General features: G+C 45.2%; 23 protein-coding genes. 21 read left to right on the top strand and 2 right to left on the bottom strand.

The window, feature by feature from the left end; translation table 11 throughout:
- Positions 1–35: 35 nt before the first annotated feature.
- Positions 36–602, bottom strand: coding sequence for a PadR family transcriptional regulator (locus FS818_RS09500; RefSeq protein WP_145331595.1), 567 nt, complete (start codon positions 600–602; stop codon positions 36–38).
- Positions 603–775: 173 nt separating this feature from the next.
- Positions 776–1351, bottom strand: coding sequence for a beta-class carbonic anhydrase (locus FS818_RS09495; protein WP_090916851.1), 576 nt, complete (start codon positions 1349–1351; stop codon positions 776–778).
- Between the two features lie 224 nt (positions 1352–1575).
- On the opposite strand from FS818_RS09495, the gene FS818_RS09490 reads away from it, so the two are divergent.
- The 21 genes from FS818_RS09490 (at position 1576) to FS818_RS09390 (ending at position 25178) form a co-directional block, all read left to right on the top strand.
- Entirely contained in the window at positions 1576–3090 is a 1515-nt protein-coding gene (locus tag FS818_RS09490; protein WP_145331594.1) for a carboxypeptidase M32, read from the top strand.
- 472 nt (positions 3091–3562) lie between these two features.
- The gene (locus FS818_RS09485) at positions 3563–4846 is read left to right on the top strand and encodes a coproporphyrinogen-III oxidase family protein (protein WP_145331593.1); all 1284 of its coding nucleotides are present in this window, start codon (positions 3563–3565) and stop codon (positions 4844–4846) included.
- 5 nt (positions 4847–4851) lie between these two features.
- Positions 4852–5112, top strand: a complete 261-nt coding sequence (locus FS818_RS09480; RefSeq protein ID WP_145331592.1) for an acyl carrier protein — start codon at positions 4852–4854, stop codon at positions 5110–5112.
- Positions 5113–5117: 5 nt separating this feature from the next.
- On the top strand, positions 5118–5444 hold the full coding sequence (locus tag FS818_RS09475) for a PEP-utilizing enzyme (protein WP_186331636.1): 327 nt from the start codon (positions 5118–5120) through the stop codon (positions 5442–5444).
- The gene (locus FS818_RS09470; RefSeq protein ID WP_145331590.1) at positions 5437–6444 is read left to right on the top strand and encodes a hypothetical protein; all 1008 of its coding nucleotides are present in this window, start codon (positions 5437–5439) and stop codon (positions 6442–6444) included. Before FS818_RS09475 ends, FS818_RS09470 begins: the two co-directional genes overlap by 8 nt.
- A gap of 69 nt (positions 6445–6513) precedes the next feature.
- On the top strand, positions 6514–7362 hold the full coding sequence (locus FS818_RS09465) for a PEP/pyruvate-binding domain-containing protein (protein ID WP_145331589.1): 849 nt from the start codon (positions 6514–6516) through the stop codon (positions 7360–7362).
- A gap of 34 nt (positions 7363–7396) precedes the next feature.
- Complete coding sequence (locus FS818_RS09460) at positions 7397–9046, top strand: carbamoyltransferase family protein (RefSeq protein ID WP_145331588.1); 1650 nt, start codon at positions 7397–7399, stop codon at positions 9044–9046.
- Positions 9031–10077 (top strand): aldo/keto reductase, encoded by a 1047-nt coding sequence (locus FS818_RS09455; protein ID WP_145331587.1) that lies wholly within the window; start codon positions 9031–9033, stop codon positions 10075–10077. The genes FS818_RS09460 and FS818_RS09455 overlap by 16 nt, the downstream gene beginning before the upstream one ends.
- The gene (locus FS818_RS09450; RefSeq protein ID WP_186375447.1) at positions 10058–11473 is read left to right on the top strand and encodes a class I adenylate-forming enzyme family protein; all 1416 of its coding nucleotides are present in this window, start codon (positions 10058–10060) and stop codon (positions 11471–11473) included. The genes FS818_RS09455 and FS818_RS09450 overlap by 20 nt, the downstream gene beginning before the upstream one ends.
- Before the next feature lie 69 nt (positions 11474–11542).
- Complete coding sequence (locus tag FS818_RS09445) at positions 11543–12715, top strand: aminoacyl--tRNA ligase-related protein (protein ID WP_145331585.1); 1173 nt, start codon at positions 11543–11545, stop codon at positions 12713–12715.
- Positions 12716–12757: 42 nt separating this feature from the next.
- Entirely contained in the window at positions 12758–13474 is a 717-nt protein-coding gene (locus tag FS818_RS09440) for a DUF2461 domain-containing protein (protein WP_145331584.1), read from the top strand.
- Positions 13475–13487: 13 nt separating this feature from the next.
- Positions 13488–14378 (top strand): phosphatase PAP2 family protein, encoded by an 891-nt coding sequence (locus FS818_RS09435; RefSeq protein ID WP_145331583.1) that lies wholly within the window; start codon positions 13488–13490, stop codon positions 14376–14378.
- Entirely contained in the window at positions 14359–15756 is a 1398-nt protein-coding gene (pabB, locus tag FS818_RS09430) for an aminodeoxychorismate synthase component I (RefSeq protein WP_222128812.1), read from the top strand. Before FS818_RS09435 ends, pabB begins: the two co-directional genes overlap by 20 nt.
- A 4-nt stretch (positions 15757–15760) precedes the next feature.
- On the top strand, positions 15761–16390 hold the full coding sequence (locus tag FS818_RS09425) for an anthranilate synthase component II (protein ID WP_145331582.1): 630 nt from the start codon (positions 15761–15763) through the stop codon (positions 16388–16390).
- The gene (locus tag FS818_RS09420) at positions 16380–17384 is read left to right on the top strand and encodes an ABC transporter ATP-binding protein (RefSeq protein ID WP_260984583.1); all 1005 of its coding nucleotides are present in this window, start codon (positions 16380–16382) and stop codon (positions 17382–17384) included. Before FS818_RS09425 ends, FS818_RS09420 begins: the two co-directional genes overlap by 11 nt.
- Positions 17368–18156 carry an ABC transporter permease gene (locus FS818_RS09415; RefSeq protein ID WP_145331580.1) on the top strand — a complete coding sequence of 263 codons (789 nt, stop codon included), beginning with the start codon at positions 17368–17370 and terminating at the stop codon, positions 18154–18156. Before FS818_RS09420 ends, FS818_RS09415 begins: the two co-directional genes overlap by 17 nt.
- 5 nt (positions 18157–18161) lie before the next feature.
- A complete protein-coding gene (locus FS818_RS09410; protein ID WP_145332827.1) occupies positions 18162–19001 on the top strand; it encodes an ABC transporter permease in 840 nt (279 codons plus the stop codon).
- A gap of 37 nt (positions 19002–19038) precedes the next feature.
- On the top strand, positions 19039–20607 hold the full coding sequence (locus tag FS818_RS09405; protein ID WP_145331579.1) for a bifunctional metallophosphatase/5'-nucleotidase: 1569 nt from the start codon (positions 19039–19041) through the stop codon (positions 20605–20607).
- Between the two features lie 35 nt (positions 20608–20642).
- Entirely contained in the window at positions 20643–21812 is a 1170-nt protein-coding gene (locus FS818_RS09400; protein WP_145331578.1) for a nucleotidyltransferase domain-containing protein, read from the top strand.
- A complete protein-coding gene (locus FS818_RS09395; RefSeq protein WP_145331577.1) occupies positions 21813–22472 on the top strand; it encodes a dTMP kinase in 660 nt (219 codons plus the stop codon).
- A gap of 15 nt (positions 22473–22487) precedes the next feature.
- Positions 22488–25178, top strand: a complete 2691-nt coding sequence (locus FS818_RS09390; RefSeq protein ID WP_145331576.1) for a hypothetical protein — start codon at positions 22488–22490, stop codon at positions 25176–25178.
- Positions 25179–25199 lie beyond the last annotated feature (21 nt).

Below are 25199 nucleotides of genomic sequence, written 5' to 3'. Positions count from 1 at the left end.
TACGGGTCAACCTGCTGGAACGTTTCAAAATTAATTTAAATTTCTGAAATACTTGGGCTCGGGTCTTGAATAGCCGCTTGACCATCGAGAAGCTGGGTGACCCAATGACACCATTCCAACCCCGTCTGGGCATGCATTAACCCTTTTTGCACTAAAATGTAACTTCCAAAATCCCGGTTGCCTACCCGAAGATTATCCTGCGGTATCCGTGATTTCAATTCTTCGAAATACCGTATACGCTCCATGAACCAGCTTTTCCGCTCATTCAGGATACGTCTCATGCTTCCATCTTCGGCAATACCTACACAAAGAATGCGAAGATTAAATTCATCGCGCGTAACGGGCGCCGTAACCGGGGTAACCATCCACTCCAGTAACTTCTGAATGCCTTTTTCCGTAACTGCATACATTTTTTTGTCCGGTTTGTCAGACTGTTGTACCCAGCGGGAGGCGAGTAACTCTTCGTTTTCCATCTTGGACAGGAGTGGGTAGATCTGGCTGTGTTTGGCCTGCCAATGCGGCTGAATCTTCAGCATTAGATCATAACCGGAAGACTCCTCGCGGGTAAGCAGCCCGAGCAATCCGTAGGAAAGAATGTTCATGCACATGTCTCCTTAATATTAGGGCTGGGCCAACGAAACAACCCTTTCTTGTTTCGTTGACCGCTTTCATAAAAGTGTACACTGAAACTGTATGGTTTGACAACCTGACAGGATAACTGCCTTAATTTAGACAAAAAAAAGTACGAACCAAGAAGGTCCGCACTCCAAACCATTTAGAGAGATGCCTGTTGTCCATACCCGTCAGCGACAAGATCCAGCTCGCCTGTAGCAGAGTCAATCACCATGCCGTGAACAGGTACATTGGGAGGAAGTAATGGATGCTTTTTAATTACGTCCACAGTTCCTTTTACCCCTTCTTCAACACTATCAAACCCGCGCAACCACTTTTGCAGACGAATGCCGGAATTTTCAAGCGTAGACATGACCTCTTCGGAAATTCCACGTTCTGTCATGTGACCAATCATCGTTTCGGCATGCAGGGAAGCCATACCACATTCTGTATGACCTACTACCAGCACTTCGTCAGCGCCCAATTCATAGATAGCAACCAATACAGAACGCATAACACTACCAAAAGGTTGGGAGATAATCGCACCTGCATTTTTGATGATTTTTACATCGCCATTTTTCAGGTTCATCGCTTTCGGCAACATCTCTACAAGACGGGTATCCATACAAGTGATGATTACCATCTTTTTGGTTGGAAACTTGCTAGCCGTATACTTCTCGTATTCTTTAGTCTCGACAAATGATTTGTTGTAAGCCAAAATCTCTTGAATGTTGTTCATGTCCATTGCCTCCTGTTATCCAATACGACGAGCACGGCCATTTGCATGAGATGCAGCTTGTCCTACACGCCTTTGATTTAGTTAGAATATCGCAGTCATCAGACCACGGTATCCTTTTTTTAGAAGCATAATGCAATATACTTCTGTCAAAAGTTGATTATACGCAATGCAAAAAGTATCATCAATAGGGTGTACAAATTTTTTTGAAGGGGTGAGCGGTAACAATGGACAAACAAACACAGCAACATTTGAAATCTTTCCTTATTCTGGCCCGTAAAATAAAAAGTTATCACGAAGCCATTGGTTTGCTTCACTGGGATTTACGCACAGGAGCACCGAAAAAAGGCGTTCCAACTCGCTCGGAGACGCTGGGCTTGCTCTCTACTGAGGCATTCAAACTGCAAACCTCCGCTGAGATGAAAGCATATCTAGATACGTTGACTGAGCCGGATGTGCTGGAGCAACTCGAAGACACCGACCGCCGCCAAGTGGAGGAGTGCAAGAAGGAGTATGATCGCAGTCAGTCGGTTCCACCTGAGAAAGTTCAGGCGTATACTGTACTTACTGCCAAATCGGAGACGGCTTGGGAGGATGCCAAACATAACAGTGACTATGCCGGATTCTCGCCATATCTCACCGACATCGTGAAGCTCAAGCAGGAGTTTATCGACTATTGGGGTGTCCAGGATACAAGGTATGATACACTACTGGACATGTACGAACCCGGATTGACTGTGGAAAAGGTAGATGCTGTATTCGCCCGCCTCAAAGCGCGTCTCGTTCCACTACAAGAGAAAATCAATGCGGCGGAGAATAAGCCTAATACTGATTTTCTGAATCAAATTTTTGACACCAAACAGCAGGAGAAGTTCAGTCTGTTTATTCTGGAACAGATGGGATATGACTTTGAAGCAGGCCGTCTTGACGAAAGTGTACATCCATTTGCTACAGGTTTGAATCCCGGTGACGTTCGAATAACGACTAACTATTTACAGCATGATGTAACCAGTGCGATCTTTAGTTCTCTGCACGAAGGCGGACATGCCCTGTATGAGCAAAATATTGATGAGGGTCTCGCCGGTACGCTTCTTGCTGAAGGCACATCGATGGGGATCCACGAGTCTCAGTCCCGTCTTTGGGAAAATATGATTGGACGCAGTCTTCCTTTCTGGACGCGTTATTATAAAGATTTACAGCAGCATTTCCCGCAGCTAAGCGAAGTGAAGCTGGAAGACTTCTATCGTGCAATCAATCGGGTGGAGAGTTCGCTGATCCGAATTGAAGCGGACGAGTTGACTTACAATCTGCATATCATTATTCGTTATGAGATAGAGAAAATGCTGTTTAATGAAGGGCTGGAAGTGAAGGATCTGCCAGAAACGTGGAACACCAAATACAAGGAATACCTCGGAATTCTGCCGACGAACGATGGTGAGGGTGTGCTTCAGGATGTACACTGGTCCGGTGGAGATTTTGGTTATTTCGCATCGTATTCTTTGGGCAATATGTATGCTGCACAGATTATGCATACGTTACGTCAGGAGATGCCGGAGCTTGATCGTCTGATTGCCGAAGGTAACCTGGTTCCAATTAAAGAGTGGCTTACAGACAAGATTTATCGTTATGGCAAGAGCCGCACTCCTTCTGAATTAATTGTTGCCGTAACAGGGGAAGAACTGAATCCGGATTATTTGGCGGACTATTTGGAAGCCAAGTATGCTGAGATTTATCAACTGTAATGGACGAGCAAATACAAGAGTAAAGCTTGTGGCATTACACAGAAACACTCCAAAGCCGGTCTAAAAAACCGATCTGTGGAGTGTTTTTGTTTCCTCAATGTTTTCAGGGAGTACTTGACATAAGTCAGATAAAAAAATAAAAGTAAACTATTGTAATTAAATAGAATATATTGTAATATTCTCTCAGGGAATACATACGAAATTTATGCTTATGGTTCACATAACAATTTGTTGGTACTCCTCTTTATACTTCCGAGTGAACACACCCAGCCGAAGAGAAGTGAACGTTGCATTCTTCTGGCGTTTTGTTGTACGTTGCGTTTTTTATCGTCACTGAAAAGTGCTATCAATTTCATGTGAAAACATGGTTGTGTTTAGATTGATAGTTCTTATAACAACATGAATTATACAATTTTTTTGCGGTTTTAAATCTAAATGGTTCGAAAAGTTAATTTCAGGGAGTGGGGAAAGTATGGAGCTTACGCTCAAGCGTGAAACGTTTGTAACAACGTATCCGCCGTACAGTGTGCTGTCGGCTAAAAATGTGAGTACGATCTGGGAAAGACGGCCTATTAACGTCTACGTTCATTTACCGTTTTGTCCAAAGCGCTGTAACTTCTGCTATTACCGTATTGAAGAGTCCAAAGGTGGAGATGAAGTTACGGCCTATGTGAACGTTTTATTGCAAGAAATTGCTTTGTTACGGGACAAACCGGAAATCCAATCCTGCTCCATGCAAACCTTGTATTTCGGTGGGGGTACACCCACAATGCTCTCCTCGGAACATTTCATTCAGATTATGGAGGCGCTTGAGCAGGTATTTCCTAAAACGCCTGATTTTGAATTTAATGTCGAGGTAAGACCCGGGGGTGAGGCTACGCAAGAGAAGCTGGATACGCTCAAAAGACTCGGTGTTCATCGGGTCAGCATCGGAGTGCAGAGCCTGGATGATGTTGTACTGAAAGAAAATGGGCGAAACCATCTGAGTAATATGTTTTACGGAACTTATGAGCGGGTGCGTCAGGCAGGATTTGACTGGGTGAACTGTGATATTATGTCGGGCATGTTGCACGAATCCGAGGAATCATGGAAAAGCACGGTCCGTTTGCTGTCCGAGATTAGACCGGAAAACATCTCGATTTATAAGATGGAGGTTTTTTTTAATACCAAACTGTTTCGCAAACTGAGACAGAATCCGGATATGTTAGTCAGTGATGATGCAGAGGCTGCCAATTTCAGATGGGCTCGAAAATTTCTTGAAGCCGAAGGTTACTTTATGTGGAATAATTCCAGTTTTGTTACCAGTCCGAAATATATCCATAAACATCGTCAAAATGTTCAGTATGGGGCTGAAATGCTCGGTATAGGGCTCTCTTCGCACTCCTATTTTCTAGATTCCATGTTTCAAAATACGGCAGATATGAATGAGTATGTTGAGAAAATTTCCAAAGGGGAACTGCCGATCTCCAGATCCTATAAATTGAGTAAGCAGGATCAGATTACACGGTACATTGTCATGAGTTTGAAAAATCTGACGTTGAGTCGGGAGCATTTTATTGAAAATTTTGGACTGGATATAACAAGTGTATTGCCAGCCAAAATCGAGGAGTTAACCAGTCAAGGACTAATTCATCTAGATGAAAAGCAGCTTTATATTGATCCCGAATATTATGATTTTGCTGATGATGTAGCCAGATTTTTTTACCCTGAGCATCTTCAGGAAGACATGCTTGCCCATATTAGCCGAAAGGGTTGATTGTTATGTTACTCATGGATGTCAAAAAAGAATTGGGAGAAGTTCTATCGAATGGACTTGCTTCCACTCAGATTCAGGAAGAATTGCACGATGATACCTCTTTGCTACGGGACATCGGGCTGGATTCTGTTCAGTTAATTGAACTGGTTGTTGCCATCGAGCAGCGATTTGGTGTAGCCGTTTTTGATGATGATCTAAGCCCAGACCTGTTTGATAAGTATGATCGGCTCTGTAACTATATTTTGAATAAAGTCAATGCGAGGTAATGGGGATGAAGACAACAACATTGCAGGGGATTGTGATTAATCCAGGTGTATATAAAGGGAAAGCTTATGTTGCGGGTCCTGGTAATGAACGCGAATTCGAAAAGGGCGATATTCTTGTAATTCCACACAGCAACCCCAAGTACTCGTTAATGCTGCTAGATGCAGGGGCATTGATTTGTGAAAGCGGTGCAGTTATGGCACATATATGTATTGTGGCAGGTGAAATTGGAATTCCTTGCCTGACTCAGGTAAGTGAAGCCACTTCTGCGATTGTTGACGGAAGTTACATTGAAGTAAATGCCGATCAGGGTGAGGTGGTCGTGATTGGATAACGATTCCCTTCTGTCAGGTTATCGCGAATCGCTCAAAGTGGCCTGGGGTTACAATGATTATGATGACTGGCCTTTACGGATCTCGTCCATTATGCATTTGTTCGCAGATGTGTTTGCCGAGGAATTCATAGAGGATTTGAATGTAATCTGGGATGATCAAGAAGGGCCCGAACGGCTGGCCAATATTTTTGGTTATCCTGGCAGATTGTTTCGTTTGATAGATGTCGTTCTTTTTGGATTGCGCCGGAAGCGTATGCCGCTTGAGGAACAACGAGCTTTCATTGTAAAAATGCTTCGTGCAGCAGAAACATTAAAGTCCGGTGATGTCTTTAACAGAGAGGGCTCTAATGTTCTAAAACGCCCATCGTTGCCTGAAGCAGAACAGCGGAACACAGGACATTCAAGTCTTATCCACAAATTGCAGGCTGCTCTGTTTATGTACACGGAAGCTGTATTATTCCGTGGACATGATGCTGCCAAATCAGTCCATGGACCTTATATGACTGAACAAAATACGATGTTGGTGATACGGGAGTTTCATAATTTACATCCACAAGAGGTATGGCCTAAAGAACTTCTTATGACAACGGGTAAAATAACTACTTGTTGTGAATATGACAAGTCAGCTGATGTCAAAGTGGACTGTTACGATCATATTTATCATTCTGGCAGACTGAACCAGTCGATGTTGTCCTGGCATGTATCAGTAGATGGTGTGTCAGTCCATGATCCGGTAGTTCTGGAACAGATGGTGGATGATATAATCCGCCGTACAAGGCAGGTTAGCGGCATGGTAGATCAGTGGGACTGGCAACAGAAAGCAGAAAAGTATGCGCAGATTTTCTGGTTTCGCAAATCCCCCCTTCGTGCTTATCGGGGCTTACCTACGTTGCCTCCACAGCAAGTCTACGAACAGATTCGAAGTGGCAAGCCGAATGAGGGACGCTCCAGAAGTCTCACTTCAAGGGAAGTTGCTCTGCTCATCCAGCTAGGTGTATAGAAGTTTTTCACTGAACATGACCTGGATTCATCTTGAAGGCGTGTCTTTGGGAAAAGGGGGCATCAGGCATTGGCTCGGATTTTTACAATGGAAATGGCTTCGAAGGAAGTCATGCAGCATATTGGCGGAAAAGCCTGGCGCCTCGGCGTTGCGTCAGCAGGCGGTTTAGAAGTCCCGCCGTTTATCGTGATTCCTCATGAGTGGATTTTGAAGCATCGTTCACAACTCAGGCAAGAGTTGGTGCGAATAATGGAAACCTGTTTTCCATCCGAAGAAGTCACATTGGCAGTGAGGTCTAGCTCGTCGGCCGAGGACAATCTTCATGCCAGTGCGGCTGGCATCTTTGAGAGCATTCTCGGAGTGAAGGGAATCGATGCCCTTTGTGATGCTGTGGAGGTCTGCTTACAGGCACTACATTCAGATTTGGCACGTAAATATGCTAAACAGATCGGTGTTGCCGAAATGAAAATGAATATTATTATTCAGCAGTTGATAAGTCCCTGCCGCGCCGGGGTGATGATCACGGGACGTCCGCAACCGGAGCTATTTATGGCTGAAGGAGCATGGGGACTGGCAACGGATATTGTATCCGGTCTGGTAAATCCCGAATTTATCACCGCTTCCATAACGGATGGCACTTGCACACAGATGCGGCCTGGCACGCAAACCGAAGTCTGTGTACCTGATGAAGAGGGGAATGGTGTGAAGCGACGGCCGTTGACAACAGAAGAACGTCTAGGTCCTGTATTTTATCCAGAGTTGTTAGAGAGCCTTGCTAGCATGGCACAGGCTGTCAGACAAATGTTTGGCAATGATCAGGAAGTGGAATGGGCAGAAGACAAGAATGGCAAGTTGTGGCTTATTCAATCAAGACCCTTCGCCTCTCCATCGGCTTTCCGAAGTGATTGTGAGTCATGAAGCAATCTAACTTAACACATGGTGGTGATCTGTTTTGAGAATTTTGGGAGTGTCTGCGCCCTATCATGACAGTTCTGCTTGTCTGATTGAAGACGGAGAATTGGTATGCGCGGTAGAGGAAGAGCGATTAATTCGAAGCAAGCGGGCTTGGGGGAAGTTCCCGGTTCATGCTGCCAAATGGTGTCTTGAGAGCAGGGGACTGTCACTGTCAGATGTGGATGTTGTGGCTTACCCATGGGAAAGAAAGAGGATTACGGATCATACGTTGTTAGGTCATGATGTTAGCCCACGCTCGCTTTTCCCCTCAGACTTGTTCGGTTCAAAGCTAGGGCCAGAGCGTATTGTTGATGTAGATCATCATCTGTCTCATGCGGCTTCAGCCTTCCGCTTTTCCGGGTTTGAATCTGCAGCCATTATGGTTTTGGACGGGACGGGGGAACAAACCGGAACCTCTCTCTTTCATGGGCAAGCGGATGGAACCATTACATGTCTGGCAACGATGTCTAATCTGTTGTCACTTGGATTGTTTTATGAAGGAGCCGTTCAATATGCGGGCTTTTCCAAGTTGGAGGCTGGCAAGTTAATGGGGTTGGCGCCTTATGGAAAGGGGAGTGTGTTGCCGTATATTCGATTGACCGAAGAAGGTTATGAGATGGATGTGCCCGAGTTACCTACGCAAGAGCATATCACACAATGGTGGGTACAGCGTTTCATTGCGGATTTTGGTCCTCCTAATCGCAGGTCGCATCAGTATGATCTGTCTTCTTGTCGGGCCATTGAGACAACGGAGTTTGATGAACGCATCATCGAAATGGCAGCGAGTGTACAGTTAACACTGGATAACGTGATCTTGCATTTGGGGCGTTTGATGAAGAAATGGACCGGAGAGGACAAGCTCTGTATTGCTGGAGGGGTTGCGCTTAACTGTACTTCCAATGGGAAAATGTGGACAGAGGGGATTTTTGAAGACATCTTTGTCCCTGGACCTGCAAATGATACGGGCGCGTCTATAGGTGCTGCTGCAGAGGTATGGTTCAGGGAGACAGGCAGATCCCTGCGCCCGATGAAGGATATTGGTCTTGGACCGAGTTTCAGTCCTCAAGCTGTTCGTGGACTCCTTGATCAACTCGGGTTGAAATACATATCAGGCAACAGCATCGAACAAACAGCCAGATGGATTGCACAGGGTAAGCTAGGCGCATGGTTCTCCGGGGGGGCTGAGCTGGGTCCACGTGCTCTTGGTCATCGAAGCATCCTCGGTAATCCGTCTATTCTGGACAACAAAGACTCCCTCAATCTTAATGTGAAGAAGAGAGAGGCTTGGAGACCATACGGACCTAGCATGCTGGAAGAGTACTCGGACAATGTATTCGGCGAAAGACTCAATATGCCATATATGCTGTTTACGTTACCTGTAACAGGCGATCGGCAGAATCTGGCGGCTGTTACTCATGTGGATGGAACGACCCGTGTGCAGACGGTTGCAGACAATTCAGCAGATCCATATGCCTATTTATTGTCTGTATTAAAAAGAGAGCAAGGGTTCCCGGCCGTAATTAACACTTCGTTTAACATTGCCGGGGAGCCTGTTGTGTGTCGTCCAGAGGAAGCAATCCGTTCTTTTTACGCGTCACCGCTAGAATTTCTATATATTGAGGGGCATCTGTTATGGAAAGGAAATTGATATACAGGAAGCAAATGGAGCAATTGCTACCCTTCCGAAATGTAGGTGCTTCGGGATTGAAAATGTCCACCCTTGGCATAGGTACCTGGCTCAATTTCTCCAAAAGTGAAGATCACAGGCCTATTATTCAGGCAGCGATTGAACGCGGATTATGCCATTTTGATACGGCTGATATGTACGGTGCATTACCAGGGTGGTCAGAAACGCTTCTCGGCGACACGCTATCAGGTATTAGTCGTTCCTCATATGTCCTCTCCACGAAAGTCCATGCTCGGGTCGGAAAATGGCCGAATGATGCCGGGCTTTCACGCAAACATGTGATGGAGAGTTGCAGTAAAAGTCTGTCGAGGCTCAAAACAGATTATGTGGACATCTACTATTGTCATCGTTATGATCCGGACACACCTCTGGAAGAAACGATGGATGCTCTGGCCACGCTGAAGAATCAGGGCAAAATTCTGTATGTTGGGATCAGTATGTGGCCTGCGGAAGCAATTCGGCAATTTGCTCGGCTTGCTCAAGAAGCGCGTGTCCAGATTGTCGCCAATCAGGTTCAGTATAACGTTCTCCAGCGTCCTGAAACAGAGGTATTGGATATTTGCCGCGAAACAGGCATTGGACTGGTTGCTTACTCTCCTCTTGCTCAAGGCTTATTGAGCGGAAAATATCGAGGACAGGCGCAGAAACACTCCCGTGGCATGATTTCTTATCGCAATAAGTGGATGAAGAAAATTACCGATGACCCTACGAAAATGACAGCCCTTGAGCGATATTTCGACGTTTGCGACAGTGCTGGCCTTGACTATATATCTGTTGCGATAGGGTGGTTGCTTGCACAGGACAATGTGGCAAGTGCACTGTGCGGTTTCAGTAGCAAGGAGCAGTTCGAGCAAACCATTCGAGGGATCGGTGATCAACTGCCGACGGGACTGATCGAAGAAGTAAATGCCTTGCCTGACTGGGCTACGCTGAATACACAACCTGATGAGAACGAAGGGAAGGGTGCTGTGTATGCAGTGGATTCTCCATAAGCTTCTTGAACGATTGGAGACTGAACAGCAACTTCTCTCAGAAGAATTGGGGAACTGGATCAGTGGGACGGAAATGAAACGCAGAACAGAGCCGCTGTATTCATTGCTTCGCGAAGCTCCGAAGGGTGCTGTAGGCATATCTTGCTCTGGCGGGATATGCTTCACAGTTGCCATGTTTAGCGCAATTCGTGTCTCCAGGCCCCCTGTCTTTTTTAGCAGTAAATGGCCAATATCTGAACTCAAAGCAGCCCTTGATGAGAGTCCTTGCTCTGTGCTGATCTCGGACCATCCCATTCACTTGGATGAACGGACTGTGGAGTGGAATGCCTATCAAGTATATGGTTTCCACGTCTTCATCCGTCCGCCTGAAACAGTGATTGAAACCTATAGTCCCGAAGGGGACTGGATTGGCCAGTTTACTTCGGGCACGACTGGACGAAGCAAACTCGTGATTCGAAGCTGGAGTTCAATTGAAGATGAAGTGAACGCGCTGGAAGAAGCTTCTTCCGTTTCGACGGGAGGTATATTTTACAACATGGCTCCATTCCATCATTCGTATGGATTTTGTGGAGGCTTGATCTGGCCTCTAGTTCGTGGTTCAGCGGTGTTTGCGGCTCGTGATTTTTATCCATCCAATTGTCGGAAACAATGGGCCGCTTTGAAGCCTGTCGTAGTATATGGTCTGCCTTTTCAATATGAATTCATTGCAAGTGCTCCCGGGGCAGATCTTCCATATCCGGAGATTGCGTTTTCAGCTGGCGGACCGCTCACTCGTAACCTGAGAGAGAAGGTTAACCAACATCTTGGGATGTTGCTAACTAACAACTATGGTAGTACCGAAACCGGCACCATTTGTATATATCGGGACATGCCTGTCCACGAAACAGAGAGCTGCGCAGGCTGGCTGTTGCCGGGCCGAGCTATTCAATTAACGGAAGCCGGGATGCTTCTGCATAGCAAAGGAATTATGCGAGGATATTGGACTAATGCTTCTGTGTCTGGAGGTTCTAGCCCGTACTTGCTTGGAGACAAGGGGGTTCTTCGACAAAACGGTTCGGTTGAACTTACAGGAAGAATCAGGCCAGTCATTAATGTGGGAGGCATTAAGGTTAGTCCAGCCGTCGTGGAAGAGGCTTTGTTACAGCATGCTGATGTACTGCAGGCGGTTGTGCTGGGTAAACCTAATGCAGGTTTTTATGAAAGTGTAAATGCATTTGTGGAATTGCGGCCTGACAGCAGAGTAACGGTAGAGGAATTGCGAAAACATTGTCAGTCAGCGTTATTGCCTCTGGAGGTACCCCGTCATGTTCGAATCGTGAAGCAAATTCCGAAGTCGGAAACAGGCAAAATACAAGCTAAATATTTGCTCGATTTGGAACAGAATCATTCTAAATAAAAGGTTCTCAATGGTAGCGAGGGCTTTGGTCTATCACAGCTATGCCAGAAGAAATGGAGGCGTATAGCGATGCGAACAGTACAATTGCTAATTCCCGTTCAGGATGAGGACTTTATCAAAACATTGCGTTACAAGGTTGCCTATGTATCCAGTGAGATCAGGGATATTGAAGATGACGGCTCGACTCTTTCTTTTAAGGTGCCCTCTGCCAGGGCAGATGAGACAGAGGCCATTGTTAAGAGAATGATGGAAGAAATGAAGGGCGGATACAGAGATGTACCCCAAGAGATACGCTTCAAACAACAAAATCCGCTAGCTTATCCGACGTATGATGTGTACGAAGCCTTGGTAGATCAACAATGGGTCGTGCCGTACGAGCAGGGACTTGTCGGGTTTGGAAAGCAGTTTCTAAAAATGTATCAGGCATTAGATCACCTCATCGTACATTGGTCTAATCGATACCAGGCCGCCGAGTACATCTATCCAGATCTGATCGGCATCGATACGCTGAATCAGTATGACTATGTATCGCAGTTCCCCAATCATCTCATGTTTGCATCCCATTTAAGAGAGGATATCGATTTGATTCAAACGTTCTCTCGAGAAGCCGCTGATGGATGCGACTGTTATCACAGTGAATACATTGCTGAACCGCGGCTCGTAAACAAACTCGCAGTATGTCCTCATGTATTCAAACAATATGAGGGACGAATCATCGATCTGAAAGAGCCGATTATTGTAACCTCCGTTGGCAAGTGCAAGCGTTATGAATCCGTGAATATGAACCGGGTGGAACGTCTGCTGGATTTTTCAATGAGAGAGATTGTCATCATTGGTTCACATGAGCAGGTTCTGCAGGTGAGGGAGGAATGGATCGAACTGGTTCAGCAATTGATTCAATCGATTCAGGTTGAGACCAATATCAAAACGGGGAATGATCCTTTTTTTACAAATGAATATAGTCCAAAAGCAATGCTGCAACAAAAGTTAAAACTTAAATACGAGTTAAATCTATATTTACCTTACAACAAAAAGGAATTGTCAGTAGGTTCTTTCAACTATCATGGAACTCATTTTGCCGAATCCTTCAGCATCGAAGCAGTTGATGGACGCAACGTGCACACGGGCTGTATTGCCTTCGGTCTGGAGAGGTTTGTATACGGCATTCTTGCTCAGATCGGTTTGGAACGTGCTGAGGAAATGATAGAGCGAATTACATCCTGCATGGCAATTCGAACATAGATCTGCTGGGTTAAGTCGAATGATACGACAAGGAGTGAGTCAATGAACAGACCGGAATTTCAAGGTTTTACAGAAGAGGCGCTTCAATTTTTGGAACAGGTTCGAGAAAACGACAGCAAGACGTGGTATGAGGAAAACAAACCCCGATATGAGAAATTGCTACTTGATCCATTCAAGCAACTGGTCAGCGGGCTCGCCCCTGACTTGCTCTTGATTGATCCCTTGTTCGAAGTCACTCCTTCAGTGAACAAAACGATTTCGAGATTGTACAGGGATACCCGTTTTTCAAAAGATAAATCGTTATATCGTTCAACCATGTGGTTTACATTCAAACGTCCCAAAGCAGATTGGCTGGAGGCACCTTCCTTCTTTTTTGAAATCTCGCCTCTTTCATTCCGATACGGTATGGGGTACTACAGCGCGAACAGGGAGTCTATGGATATATTCCGAGCCAAGGTGCTTGCTAATTTGGATGTATTCTACAAAACGATTCAGCCAATGAGCGATGAAGGCAGGTATGAAATTGAAGGGGACAAGTATAAGCGCTCGCTCCATCCCGATTTGCCTAGTGAGCTGAAGGAGTGGATTGATCGTAAAAACCTGTATCTGGTACATAACAGCACGGATATACAGCGATTGTTTTCTTCTGTTATTGCAGATGAATTGTTAACAGGCTTCAAACAACTGGAGCCAATCTATCATTATTTGTGCAAAGTGGAAGAGCAAAAAATGGCAAGCTCAGTAGTGAATCGATCCTAGGGGGCAAATTGCTATGGAAATGATTCGATGGGTGCAGTCTTTTGCCTCGCCGTTTTGGGATCGATTTTTCGTACTGGTTACTCAGCTTGGCGATGATTATTTTTTTGCTTGTTTGTTGATCTTCAGCTACTGGTGTATCCACAAGGAATTGGCGTACCGTATGGGTTTTTCTTTTTATCTCAACAGTTTGCTCAATGCGGTGTTAAAAAATATTTTTCGTATACCGCGTTCATTCGGACAGATCGATATCCGCACCTTAAATGAGGTTCCCATTGGCGGCTATTCCTTCCCAAGCGGTCATGTGCAGAGCGCAGTATCCTATTCGACTACCATGATGCGTCGTTATCGCTATACAGCAGTTTATCTGGCAGGTGCAGCTGTCATCTTACTGGTAGCAGTATCCCGGCTATATCTGGGAGCCCATACGCCCGTTGATGTTGTTGGTGCTATGGCTGCGGGTATAGGTGGTGTCATCGTAGGCGAGTGGATCTTCGGAACTTTGGAAAAGAGAGATGGTCGGCAGGAGTGGAAACTGCTTGCCATAATTGCTGTGATTCTGTCTGGCATGTTGATGATGAGTAACAAAGGATATTACTTGGCGGGGGGAAATATCATCGGTGTGTTGGTTATTTATTATCTGGATCAGCGATGGCTACATTTCAGGCAGCCTGTATCCTACTGGGTGCGGATCGCAACAGCTGTGGTGGGGTATGGCATCTATGTCATGCTGAACCGGTGGATCGAACCGTTCTACAGCGGGAGTCCTTTAGGTAAGTTTGCTGAGGGAATGATTCATGTAACCCTGGTTTTTCTGATGATTCCGCTGTTGTATACGGTATTAAACATTTCCGTGACGAAGTGTGTACCTGGAAGGAGCAAGAGCAATGGATCAAGTGTATCTTGAAGAGGTTGATAATCCGTATGACGCATTGGACACCTATAAGCTATTTTGTGAAGAACGATACAGTTTCTTGCTGGACAGTTCAAAACAAGATGATCGGCTGGGAAGATATTCTTTTATCGGTGCGAACCCTTTTCTCGTTATTCAATCAGAGTCATCTCTCGTTGAAATAAAAGATGAGAACGGTGTTTCTATCAGAGAAGGTAATCCCTTCGATGAGTTAAAGAGAGCGCTGAAAAGTTATCACATTGAACATCGCACAGGTCTTCCGTTTGTTGGCGGGGCTGTAGGTTTCTTATCCTATGATCTTTGCCATCAGATCGAAGATTTGCCCAAAACAGCGGTCGACGAGTTACATCTTCCAGAGATGATGATGGGTTTCTACGACGGAATCATCGTGATGGATCATCATGCTGAAAAATGTTATGCGGTATCTGCAGGTTTGCCTGAAGGAGATATGGACACTGCACGTAAGCGAGTTAAGGAATTGAAAGAGCGCATTATCAACGGAAGTGTAACGGACACGTCGACATGGGATGACGCCTATCTTGGTAATGAAGTACAGCTTGAAGCTAATTTTACTCCGGAGGAGTATGATCAGGCGATCTGTAAGATCAAGGACTATATTCGAAAAGGTGACATTTATCAGGTCAATATGACCCAATGTTTTACTGCGCCGCTGAATCGTCATCCGCTGAATCTATACGATACGTTGCGCAAGATTAACCCTGCTCCTTTTGCAGCTTATCTGGATCTCGAAGAGTTTCAGCTTGTAAGCAGCTCGCCTGAACGGTTTCTGCAATTGCGAGAGGGTGTTGTTGAGACACGTCCTATTAAAGGTACGATGCCTCGGGGGGATACGCCTGAGGAAGATGAATTAAATCGGAAAAAGCTTACAGAAAGTGTTAAGGATCAGGCCGAAAATCTAATGATTGTAGATCTGATGCGAAATGATCTTGGGCGTGTATGCGAGTTCGGTTCGGTGGAAGTGCCCGAGCTGTTTGCCATAGAGGCATACTCCAGTGTGTTTCATATGGTTTCCACGGTTACGGGTAACCTGTTAGACGGGAAAGACGCCGTAGATTGTTTGACGGCTACATTTCCTGGGGGCTCCATTACGGGTGCGCCCAAAGTTCGTGCAATGGAAATCATTGATGAACTGGAGCCTTCTCGCCGACACGTATATACCGGCTCCATCGGATACATCGGGTTTGATGGTGATATGGACATGAACATTGTCATCCGTACCATTTTGGTCAAGGGACAACAGGCTCGGTATCAAGTAGGTGGGGGAATTGTATGGGATTCCATCCCGGAGAACGAGTATCAGGAAACGTTATTTAAAGGACGGGCATTACAAAAGGCGTTATTGGAGAGGTGAGGCTATGGTGTTGTTAATTGATAATTATGACTCTTTCACTTACAATCTCTACCAATATATCGGGGAGATGTGTACAGATGTTCAGGTTGTTCGAAACGATAAACTTGCGATTGAGGATGTCAGACGCCTGCAACCGGATTGTATTATCATCTCACCAGGACCAGGTCATCCAGTCGAATCAGGAATTAGTCTTGACATTATCCGTGCTTTTAATGGTCAGATTCCGATTTTTGGTATATGTCTGGGGCTTCAGGCTATTGGAGCAGCACTAGGCGCCTCCATTGATCTTGCTCCCGATGTCGTTCATGGCAAGAGATCGATGATCCACCATGATGGTCAAGGGATATTTGCAGGAACGCCGAAGCGATTCGAGGTCGTGCGGTACCATTCTCTATGTATTTCTCCAGAGACAGTACCAGCATGTCTGGAAGTTCAGGCTACTACTGCTGATGGCACGATTATGGCCGTCAGACACCGTGAATTTTGCACGATAGGCGTGCAATTCCACCCTGAATCCATTCTGTCCCAGTATGGGAAGGTACTGATTCATAATTTTCTGGAAATGGCTGGAGTCTTTCGGCTGAACAACCCAAGAGGTGGCTCTGAAATGGAGGCGTTGAATCGTGCTCATTAAGGTGGAGCATCTGGTCAAGGACTATCAGGTTCATAAAAATGGAAAAGGGTTCCTACAAGCCGTCAAAAATCTGGTTATGCCTGAGTATTTGAAAAAACGGGCTGTAGATGATATCAGCTTTTCCATTCAGCCAGGCGAGATGGTTGGTTTTATTGGTCCCAATGGAGCAGGCAAATCGACAACCGTCAAAATTCTGTCCGGCGTTCTTTCGCCAACCTCAGGCCGAGTTACAGTTGGAGATATGGACCCTTTTCGGAATCGGAAAAAGTATGTATCCCACATTGGCGTTGTATTCGGTCAGCGAACGCAGTTATGGTGGGATCTTCCCGTGGAGGATACGTTTGATTTGCTGAAAGCAATCTACAAAATACCGGATGCCACATTTAGGAAAAATCTGAATATATATCGTGAACTGCTTGATCTGGACGATTTTATGTCTCGTCCTGTCAGACAACTGAGCCTCGGGCAACGAATGCGTGCTGATATTGCAGCTTCATTACTGCATGATCCAGAGATTCTTTTTTTTGACGAGCCGACGATTGGACTTGATATTGTAGCCAAAGAAAAGATCCGCGAATGTATTAAAGCGATGAACCGGGATAAGGGCATCACGATGTTGTTCACGACACATGACATGCAGGATATTGAAAAAACATGTGAACGGATGATTGTGATTGATCGAGGTAAGATCATCTGTGATAGCGCACTAACCGAAATACGAAGTCTGTATGATCATGAGCGTCGTCTGACGGTAAAGTTTGCCGAGTCCTACCCATCCATACATGTTGCTAAAGCTCAGATTGTACATGAGGAGGGCAACAGTAAGACGTTTTCATTTCATACTCATGAAATTACAACTTCTGAATTGATCTCCAGTCTGATGAGTGAATATGTGGTGATGGATTTGACTGTTCAGGAGACAGATATCGAGACAATCATTAAGAAATTATACGAAGAAGGCGAAGGTGTACAAGCTTATGAGGGCGTATCTTGAAGTCGCCAGGAAGTCCTTTTTAAGCAACCTGGTCTTTCGTACGGAATATTTTGCTGGTCTTCTCGGAGCGATCGTCACCATTTTTGTCAATATTTCGATCTGGAGAGCCATTTATGATGAGGAGGGCACACTGGATCATCTGCAATTCAGTATGACGGTCACGTATGTCATCTTGGCGTTGTCTCTTTTTCATATTTTTACAATGGATGAATATGTCATTGAAAAGAAAATCAAGTCAGGGCTGATTACTTCTGACCTGCTACGTCCGATCAGTTTTCGACTCTATACCTTCTCCTACCATCTCGGAGGGCTGGTGTACCGCATCATTTTGTTATTGCTTCCTACACTGCTTTTTTATACGGTTGTTTACAAGATTCTTCCTCCATTCTCGTGGTTTATGTTTTGCATCTTCCTGATCAGTATCATGCTAGGTTATCTGGTGATGTATAGTCTTAATTTTATCATTTGGGTAAGCGCATTCTGGTTCTACAAAACATTCAGTCTGATCACCATTAAGGAAACCGCGGTTATGGTTCTGTCCGGAGCTGTAATTCCACTGTGGTACTTTCCAGAATGGCTGGTGGACTATATCAAACTGACTCCGTTCGATACGATATTTTTTATTCCAATCTCTATTTATCTAGGTCAGATGCCAGCCGGAGAAATGTGGCAAAGCCTGATGAAACAGGTACTCTGGCTACTATTTTTAACGGTAGCGGGTCACTTTTTGTGGAAACGTGCTTCATATAAATTAGTTGTTCAGGGGGGCTAATCGTGATGCAGCGCTCACGTGGGTTCCCGGGAATTGGGGACGTAAAGCTATTTTTGAAATACTTTCATTTGACGTTAAAGGTGACGTTGCAATACAAGTTCGATCGCAGTCTAATTGCAGCCGCGGTTCTTATTCGGGAATTATCCGGTGTCATTATTTTAATTCTGCTCTTGAACCGTTTTGTAGAGATTAGAGGATGGGATATTAACGAGGTTCTGTTTTTATATAGCTTTTTGTTCTTATCCTATAGTTTGTTTGTTTTCTTTTTTACAGGGATTCGTGACTTCGAGGATCTGGTGTATTCCGGAGAATTCGACCGATACCTGGTTAGACCCGTAGGCATTCTATTTCAGGTTGTGGCTTCGCGTGTTGACTACACTGCGGCATTAGGACATGGAGTGCTTGGCATCATCCTGCTTCGCAGCACAGCGTCACAACTTCAGATTGAGTGGACGGCAGGACAAATTGGCTTTTACCTGGTGATGCTCATGGGGGGAGCGCTGATTCAGGCCTCGATCTTCATGCTGGCATCTAGCTTCTGCTTCTGGACTGTAAAAGTTACCAATTTGCGTAATATGCTTTTTTTTAATTCAAGGAAAATTGCAGCGTATCCACTCAGTTTTTATCCGGGCATCATTCAGAAGGTATTGATCTTTGTGATGCCGTTTGGATTTGTGAATTATTTTCCGGCCCAGTTTTACTTGGAGAAACCCGAGATGGACGTTTATTGGAAGGATATGGTGTTTCTCAATCCTTTGGTGGCAGCTGTCATGTTTGGCATCGTTTTTCTGGTCTGGAAACAAGGACTTCGTAGATATTCAAGTACAGGTAATGCGCTCTATTAATTCGGTGTAAGAGTGCATACCGGGAGAGGACAGAGCGTTGAAAAAATATATTAATTTGATTCTGCTGGGGGTTCTGGTTATCTCGTTTGGCATCTATTATGCCGTGAAAAATGTTTCCTGGAACGAAGTGAAGCTGCTCTCTGGCTATTATGACGAGAAAATTACCATTATGAACACGGCTGATATTCATGGACACCTTAGATTTGAAGATAATGCCTGGGGACAATATACGACGGAAAATATTTATGGCGTTATGGGCATGCCCTTGGTCAAAGCCATGTTTGAGAGTGAGAAGGCCAGTGATCCTAATACGTTAATCGTGGATTCGGGAGATATGTTTCATGGAACGAATGAAGCCAATGTGGAACAGGGGAAGGGTGTTCTGGAAGTTGCCAATATGATGGGATACACCGCTATGGTTCCCGGAAGCAATGATTTTAACTTTGGATTCGATCGTCTGATGGAGATACAGTCACAGCTTGATTTTCCAATGGTTGCTGCCAACGTCTATAAAGATGGAAAACGGTTGTTCAAGCCGTATGTCATGCAAGAGGTGCTTGGAAAAAAGATAGCGTTTATCGGATTGCTAACCCCAAGTGCGCAGCGAAGCTTCAGTACGGAGCATCAGGATGAAATACAGATTACTGATCCTGTTGAAGAGGCGAAAAGACTAGTCGATGAGCTGAAAGAAAGCTCCGATGTCATTGTATTACTGTCCCACTTGGGAGACGATGCGGATGTTGCATTAGCTGGCGAAGTGCAAGGCATCGATCTGATCTTGAGCGGGCGCAAGCACAACCTTTATACACATCCAGTTCGAGTGGGAAAAACCTGGATTGCTGAGGCGGGGGCATGGACCACTCATGTCGGATACGCAACACTGTATTTTAACAGAGGAGAGTTACAAGATATTTCGTGGAATGTACGTTCCCTGAGTGATGGTAGTCGAGGGGATGCAGCGATGATGTCAGTGGTGGAAAAATACTATCAAATGGCGATGGAAGAAACAAAAGAAGTCGTGGGTACATCGAGTGTGGAGCTGGACGGTACGCGGACTTCGATTCGAACAAGAGAAACGAATTTTGCTAATGTGTTAACCGATGCGATGAAAGAAAGAAGTCAAGCAGAGATTGCCATTATTAATGGCGGAGGAATTCGTGAAAGTATAAGTGCAGGTGAGATTAACCTATACCAGCTAAACCGATCATTGCCTTTTTCCAATACGCTGGTTGTGGCAGAGGTTGCAGGAGATCGAATCTATAAAGCAATAGAGCGTGGTCTGAACGCCTATCCCAATGGTACGAATGGGGCTTTTCTCCAGGTATCGGGTATTCGTTATGCATTTGATGCTTCGAGGCCCGCAGGCAAACGGGTCATCAGCGTGACCTTCAACGATGAACCACTAGATCTGAATAGAAAATACAAGGTTGCTTTAAGCGATTATTTATACAATGGCGGTGACAATTTCGAAGAGTTTAAGGATGCTTCTCTGCTCAGTGTGGATGAATTGCTGATGAATGTACTGGCCGATTATTTACGCAAACACAAGGTTATAGAGCCTGGAACGGATGGCAGAATCCAGGTAACCAATCAGAGGTATGAGTAGTGCGATAAAACTTAAACTTTAGAGGAGGCCGTGATATGGTGACACAGTTTGAAGATCTGACCCCTGAAAGACAACTGGTGATTCTATGTTCTCGTGGAGTCTGGACACAGGAGCATGAGGATGAAGCAAAAAAACTGCTCAGCGGTTATCTGGAATGGAAGGACATTCTCTATCAAGGTCTTACACACCGGGTGCTGAATATGATGTTTTATCATCTGAAACGAATTGGAATGCTGGACAGGGTAGAGGAAGAAGTGCTTAAAGTTATGAAAAACCAAAGTCAAGTGTTCTCCATGCGCAACCAGTTTTATTTCGAGGAGCTCGGAGCCATATATCAAAAATTCGAAGAGCAAGGACTTCATGCTGTCATTTTGAAAGGAAATTATTTAGCCGCGAACGTGTATCCATCGATTGAGACAAGAACATTCAACGATCTGGATCTGCTTATTTCCGTTGAGCAAAGTGAGCAGTTTGTTCGTGTACTTGAGAGCATGGGTTATATTCAGGGAGAGTATGACAGGAATACGGAGGAAATTATACCAGGCTCTCGTAAACAGAAGATGATGCATCAGATGGCAACACATGAGTTGCAGGAGTGCCTCAAAAAGACGGATCATCCGTTTGTAAGTCTGCTTCAGGTGGATCTGAACCATGACGTATTGTGGAAAGGAAACTGCCCGTACCACATATCTACTCCTGATCTGTTATCTCGTGCTCGTGCAACTCAAGTGCTCGGTTATCCTTGTCATGTTTTGGACTATGAGGATTTTCTCATCCAGCTCAGCTGTCACCTTTATAAGGAAGCGGTCATGCTGAATTGGATTGCTGATCTGAGAGATCTCAAGTTGTATAAGTTCGCAGATATCCTGATGTATGTAGAACGATATGCCAATGACATCAATTGGACGAAACTGGTTGAGTTCTGCCACGAACATGGTTGTGAGAAGGTTGTGTATTACGCGTTCTATTATGTGAATTTTATCTATGGTGACGTGATTCCAGTAGCTGTTATGGATGAGCTTGATCCGGGGGATCATGCCTATCTGGATGAATATGGCGTGGAGAACCAGAGCACAGCCCGCTGGGAGGACGACTTCTTCACCCGCTTGTTTGACACTGCGAGAATTCTTCGTGTGAATGACGAGGTGATGTCAGCACGCAATCAGTTCTGGACTACACGGAATGAGCAAGTAACGGGCCGATAAATGGTTTTTCAAAAAGGCAAAGGCTTGATTGTAGTGGAAGGAATTAGTGGATGCGGGAAGAGCAGCTCCATAAACCAGCTTCAGGAATATGTTGAATCATTGGGGCATGGCGTGTATGTGTACGAGTGGAATTCAAATCGATGGTTAAGAGCCCTTACCCGGTGGCTTGGGTTAAAACAGACGATCCCGGCGTCCTTATACAGTCTGCTACAGTGGTGGGGATTCATTTTGGATTATTTCTTTATCATTATTCCCAGATTATGGATGGGTAATATCGTACTCTGTGATCGTTATGTGTATACAGGACTAGTCAGAGACCGTGCAAATGGAGCCAAACCTTATCTGGGAAGATGCATATCAAAGTTTGTGCGCAAACCAGACCTCATATTTTTTATAGATCAGATGCCCGAACTGTGCCAGAAACGAATTGCAACCCGTGGCAAAAAACTGTTCCATACAAATGCTGCATTGATAAGCAGTGTGAATATTCGTAACAAAGAGCTATTCTATCTTCGGCGTTGCCGGCGGATCTATCTATGTCTCTTCCATCCTTCGAACCCTCTCACAGAAGGAAGAGTGTCCACTATGAATGAAGGATGCCTGGATATGAAGATCTGGATGGACACTTATATTCGCGACATAATGCTCGTTGAACATTAAGCGAGGTGGGATGAAATGTATATAGATGTGGTGGCAGATACAGAAGAAATGGAAGTTACGCTGGAACGAATTTTGGCTCGCTGCCATTATCCGGTTACGTTCTCAGGTGACCAGCCTTGCTTTTTACATCGCTGGATTGTGAGGAGCACAGGTCTACCAGAACATGATTCAGAAGAAACTCCGCGTCTGTGCACATCCGGATTGGATAGTGCCGTAATGCTTGAACATGAACTTTCGTTTACCTCAGAAGAGGAGAGAGAGCAACGTTGGAGATATTACAAAGCTTCAGATGGCAGAGAAAATGTACTCGAATCGTTGTTTGATCATGGAACAGACAAACGCTTGTATGCCTTGTGCTCGGTATACTGCTCAACGGAACAAGACATCTATATGTTTACGCGCTCATCTCTTCCCGTGACCTTATGGCTAAATGGCAGGCTTGTGCTCACAAGTACATCTTGGCGGCACATCAAGCCGGTTCAGACCATATGCACGTTTCGAAAAGGCATCAATACGATTCTGGTTGAAAGGAAAGTAACGCAGGCTTCCAGAAGCATGCCTGAAGGGGAGTACGGCTTCACATTGTCCTGCAAACCCGTGGAGCAACTGTATCAGACAGATTCTACCCAGATGGTATTCAGCAGGGAAAAAACAGAAAACATGTCTGCACAATTCTATGTATTGCCTGAACGAACATTTAATGCGGATAAAATGGTGAATTGCTTTGTTTTCCCCTATGTTCAAGGCAACGGACGTTTGGAGAAACTCTATATTGAAGCGCTGGACACCTATGGGAAGGTACAGTACGACGGTTATATTTCCACCTATCAGCACTTTAGGCTGGATTTGCGGCATGTGCCTGACGGAGTCATCGAATTGAGAGTGCAAAGGGTGCCTGATGAACTTGCATGGCATGAGGGACTTGAAGACAACGCCGTAGCTGTAGTATCCAATGCCTTTATTTTTGCAGGTGATTATGTAGCAACAAAGGATCAGCTTCTTAGACTGATGAGTGAACAGGGTCTGACGGAGCCAATGAGTGAACATTTTCTTTATTTGGCCGGGTTATGCGAGAATGACCGGGGCTTGAATCATGGCAAACTGGAGTTGCACTATGATCGTATCTATGACCATTTGTTACGGCAGTTTCGCCAGACAGCGCGCCAGCTGACTCAGCCGGATGAACCGATAGAGCCAGAACCACGCGGCGTACGCACGGTGCTTCGTTCCAGTCCGGTGGATGGCGCCTACGTAGCATATAATGTCTTTTTGCCTCGTAATTACAACAGGGGGCAGTCCATGCCGCTGGTGTTTTACATGCCTTTTGGAACAATGGTGAACACCATACCTGAAGGAACCGATGATTTGTACCGAAACCGTTTTGACGATGTGATCATTGGGTGTATGTATGCTCGTGGTGGTTTTAACAAGGATTACATTAATGAGATGGAAATTGTGGAGAGTGTCGAAGCGCTGATCAAAGAATACAATGTGGATCGTGACCGCGTATATCTGGTAGGGATCTGCTCTGGAGCCTTGCGCGTTTTTGGACTAGCATCCCGCTTCCCAGGCACATTCGCCGCTGTAGCTAACATTGTTGGTGCGCCGCGCGCCGACATAAATCAACCGGATTATACTATGCTGCAAAATCTGGGCAAGACACCGGTGTACCAGTTGTTAAATGTGGAAGATGATATCTTCAATACAACGAGGCTTCTGGATTCAGCAAAACATATCGGCAATTCCAGCGTATGGTGCTTTGATCATTTTTCACATAAAGAATCCGTCGAAGTATTCCTGTCCAACGAGCTGATTCAACGGATAAGTCAATTGCGCAGAGAACGAAATCCCCGGAATGTGATATTCCATATGCAAGAACCCATTTATAATACATCTTCTTGGCTAAAAGTGGAGAAGGTTCGAAACCTGACTCAGCCAACAACAGTGCGGGCAGACATCTTGAGTCCTGATAAGATTCGTATTGAGCCTGGACAAGCCACTGTGATTCGTTTGTTACTTGAACGTCAGGACATGGAGCTTGAAGAGGTGGTTCATCTTGATCTGCCTGAACAAACGATCGAGATCGAAGTTTCTCTATACACTCTTGTCCGCATTCATATAAATCAGCAAGGGATATCAAGCTGGGTTGAGGAACTTACAGCAGCGCAATTCGACCTACATCGAAATCAATGGGGACCCGATCGTGAGGCTCTTGGCATTAAAGCCTTATATGCTGAAGAATGCACGATTGTTGCGGGCGCGCCAAGAACAACCGGGAATCCAGGGGCAGGGGCACATCGCACACTGCTTCAACTATTACGCCAGCCTTTGCGTGAGCGAGCCAGAAATTACAGATATTCATGGGTCAAACCTGAGGAAGCTACCCAGGAGAGTTTGCATCATTCTCATATCGTTTGTTTACGGAACATGACGGATTCCGGATGGGGCAACAGTTTTTTATTTTCTGACCTGAGCGCAGATCAAGAATCGCTGACTTGGCAAAACGTCACGTATGTTGGCCCTTATTTTGGCTTGTTACGGACAGTCCATCCCCACAATCCCGGAAAGTTTCTGCTATGGGTTATCTGGAATGATGCTATTGTAGAGCCTCATTTGCTTAATCTTTTGGAGCGGTTCGATACCGATCCGGCATTTTATTACAAGGCGATTATTTGGCATAAGGAGAAGTACATCTATATGGATTAAAACTGGTGAAAAGACCAGGCC

The sequence above is a fragment of the Paenibacillus xylanexedens genome (assembly GCF_007680605.1).
GTDB lineage: Bacteria > Bacillota > Bacilli > Paenibacillales > Paenibacillaceae > Paenibacillus > Paenibacillus xylanexedens_B.
This window is presented reverse-complemented; position numbering and strand designations above follow the sequence as displayed.

What these genes read in the sequence shown, in the direction of transcription:
- FS818_RS09500 (WP_145331595.1), bottom strand. Translation starts at nt 602, where the DNA reads ATGAACATTCTTTCCTACGGATTGCTCGGGCTGCTTACCCGCGAGGAG.
- FS818_RS09495 (WP_090916851.1), bottom strand. Translation starts at nt 1,351, where the DNA reads ATGAACAACATTCAAGAGATTTTGGCTTACAACAAATCATTTGTCGAG.
- FS818_RS09490 (WP_145331594.1), top strand. Translation starts at nt 1,576, where the DNA reads ATGGACAAACAAACACAGCAACATTTGAAATCTTTCCTTATTCTGGCC.
- FS818_RS09485 (WP_145331593.1), top strand. Translation starts at nt 3,563, where the DNA reads ATGGAGCTTACGCTCAAGCGTGAAACGTTTGTAACAACGTATCCGCCG.
- FS818_RS09480 (WP_145331592.1), top strand. Translation starts at nt 4,852, where the DNA reads ATGTTACTCATGGATGTCAAAAAAGAATTGGGAGAAGTTCTATCGAAT.
- FS818_RS09475 (WP_186331636.1), top strand. Translation starts at nt 5,118, where the DNA reads ATGAAGACAACAACATTGCAGGGGATTGTGATTAATCCAGGTGTATAT.
- FS818_RS09455 (WP_145331587.1), top strand. Translation starts at nt 9,031, where the DNA reads ATGGAAAGGAAATTGATATACAGGAAGCAAATGGAGCAATTGCTACCC.
- FS818_RS09450 (WP_186375447.1), top strand. Translation starts at nt 10,058, where the DNA reads ATGCAGTGGATTCTCCATAAGCTTCTTGAACGATTGGAGACTGAACAG.
- FS818_RS09445 (WP_145331585.1), top strand. Translation starts at nt 11,543, where the DNA reads ATGCGAACAGTACAATTGCTAATTCCCGTTCAGGATGAGGACTTTATC.
- FS818_RS09440 (WP_145331584.1), top strand. Translation starts at nt 12,758, where the DNA reads ATGAACAGACCGGAATTTCAAGGTTTTACAGAAGAGGCGCTTCAATTT.
- FS818_RS09435 (WP_145331583.1), top strand. Translation starts at nt 13,488, where the DNA reads ATGGAAATGATTCGATGGGTGCAGTCTTTTGCCTCGCCGTTTTGGGAT.
- pabB (WP_222128812.1), top strand. Translation starts at nt 14,359, where the DNA reads ATGGATCAAGTGTATCTTGAAGAGGTTGATAATCCGTATGACGCATTG.
- FS818_RS09425 (WP_145331582.1), top strand. Translation starts at nt 15,761, where the DNA reads ATGGTGTTGTTAATTGATAATTATGACTCTTTCACTTACAATCTCTAC.
- FS818_RS09415 (WP_145331580.1), top strand. Translation starts at nt 17,368, where the DNA reads ATGAGGGCGTATCTTGAAGTCGCCAGGAAGTCCTTTTTAAGCAACCTG.
- FS818_RS09410 (WP_145332827.1), top strand. Translation starts at nt 18,162, where the DNA reads ATGCAGCGCTCACGTGGGTTCCCGGGAATTGGGGACGTAAAGCTATTT.
- FS818_RS09400 (WP_145331578.1), top strand. Translation starts at nt 20,643, where the DNA reads ATGGTGACACAGTTTGAAGATCTGACCCCTGAAAGACAACTGGTGATT.
- FS818_RS09395 (WP_145331577.1), top strand. Translation starts at nt 21,813, where the DNA reads ATGGTTTTTCAAAAAGGCAAAGGCTTGATTGTAGTGGAAGGAATTAGT.
- FS818_RS09390 (WP_145331576.1), top strand. Translation starts at nt 22,488, where the DNA reads ATGTATATAGATGTGGTGGCAGATACAGAAGAAATGGAAGTTACGCTG.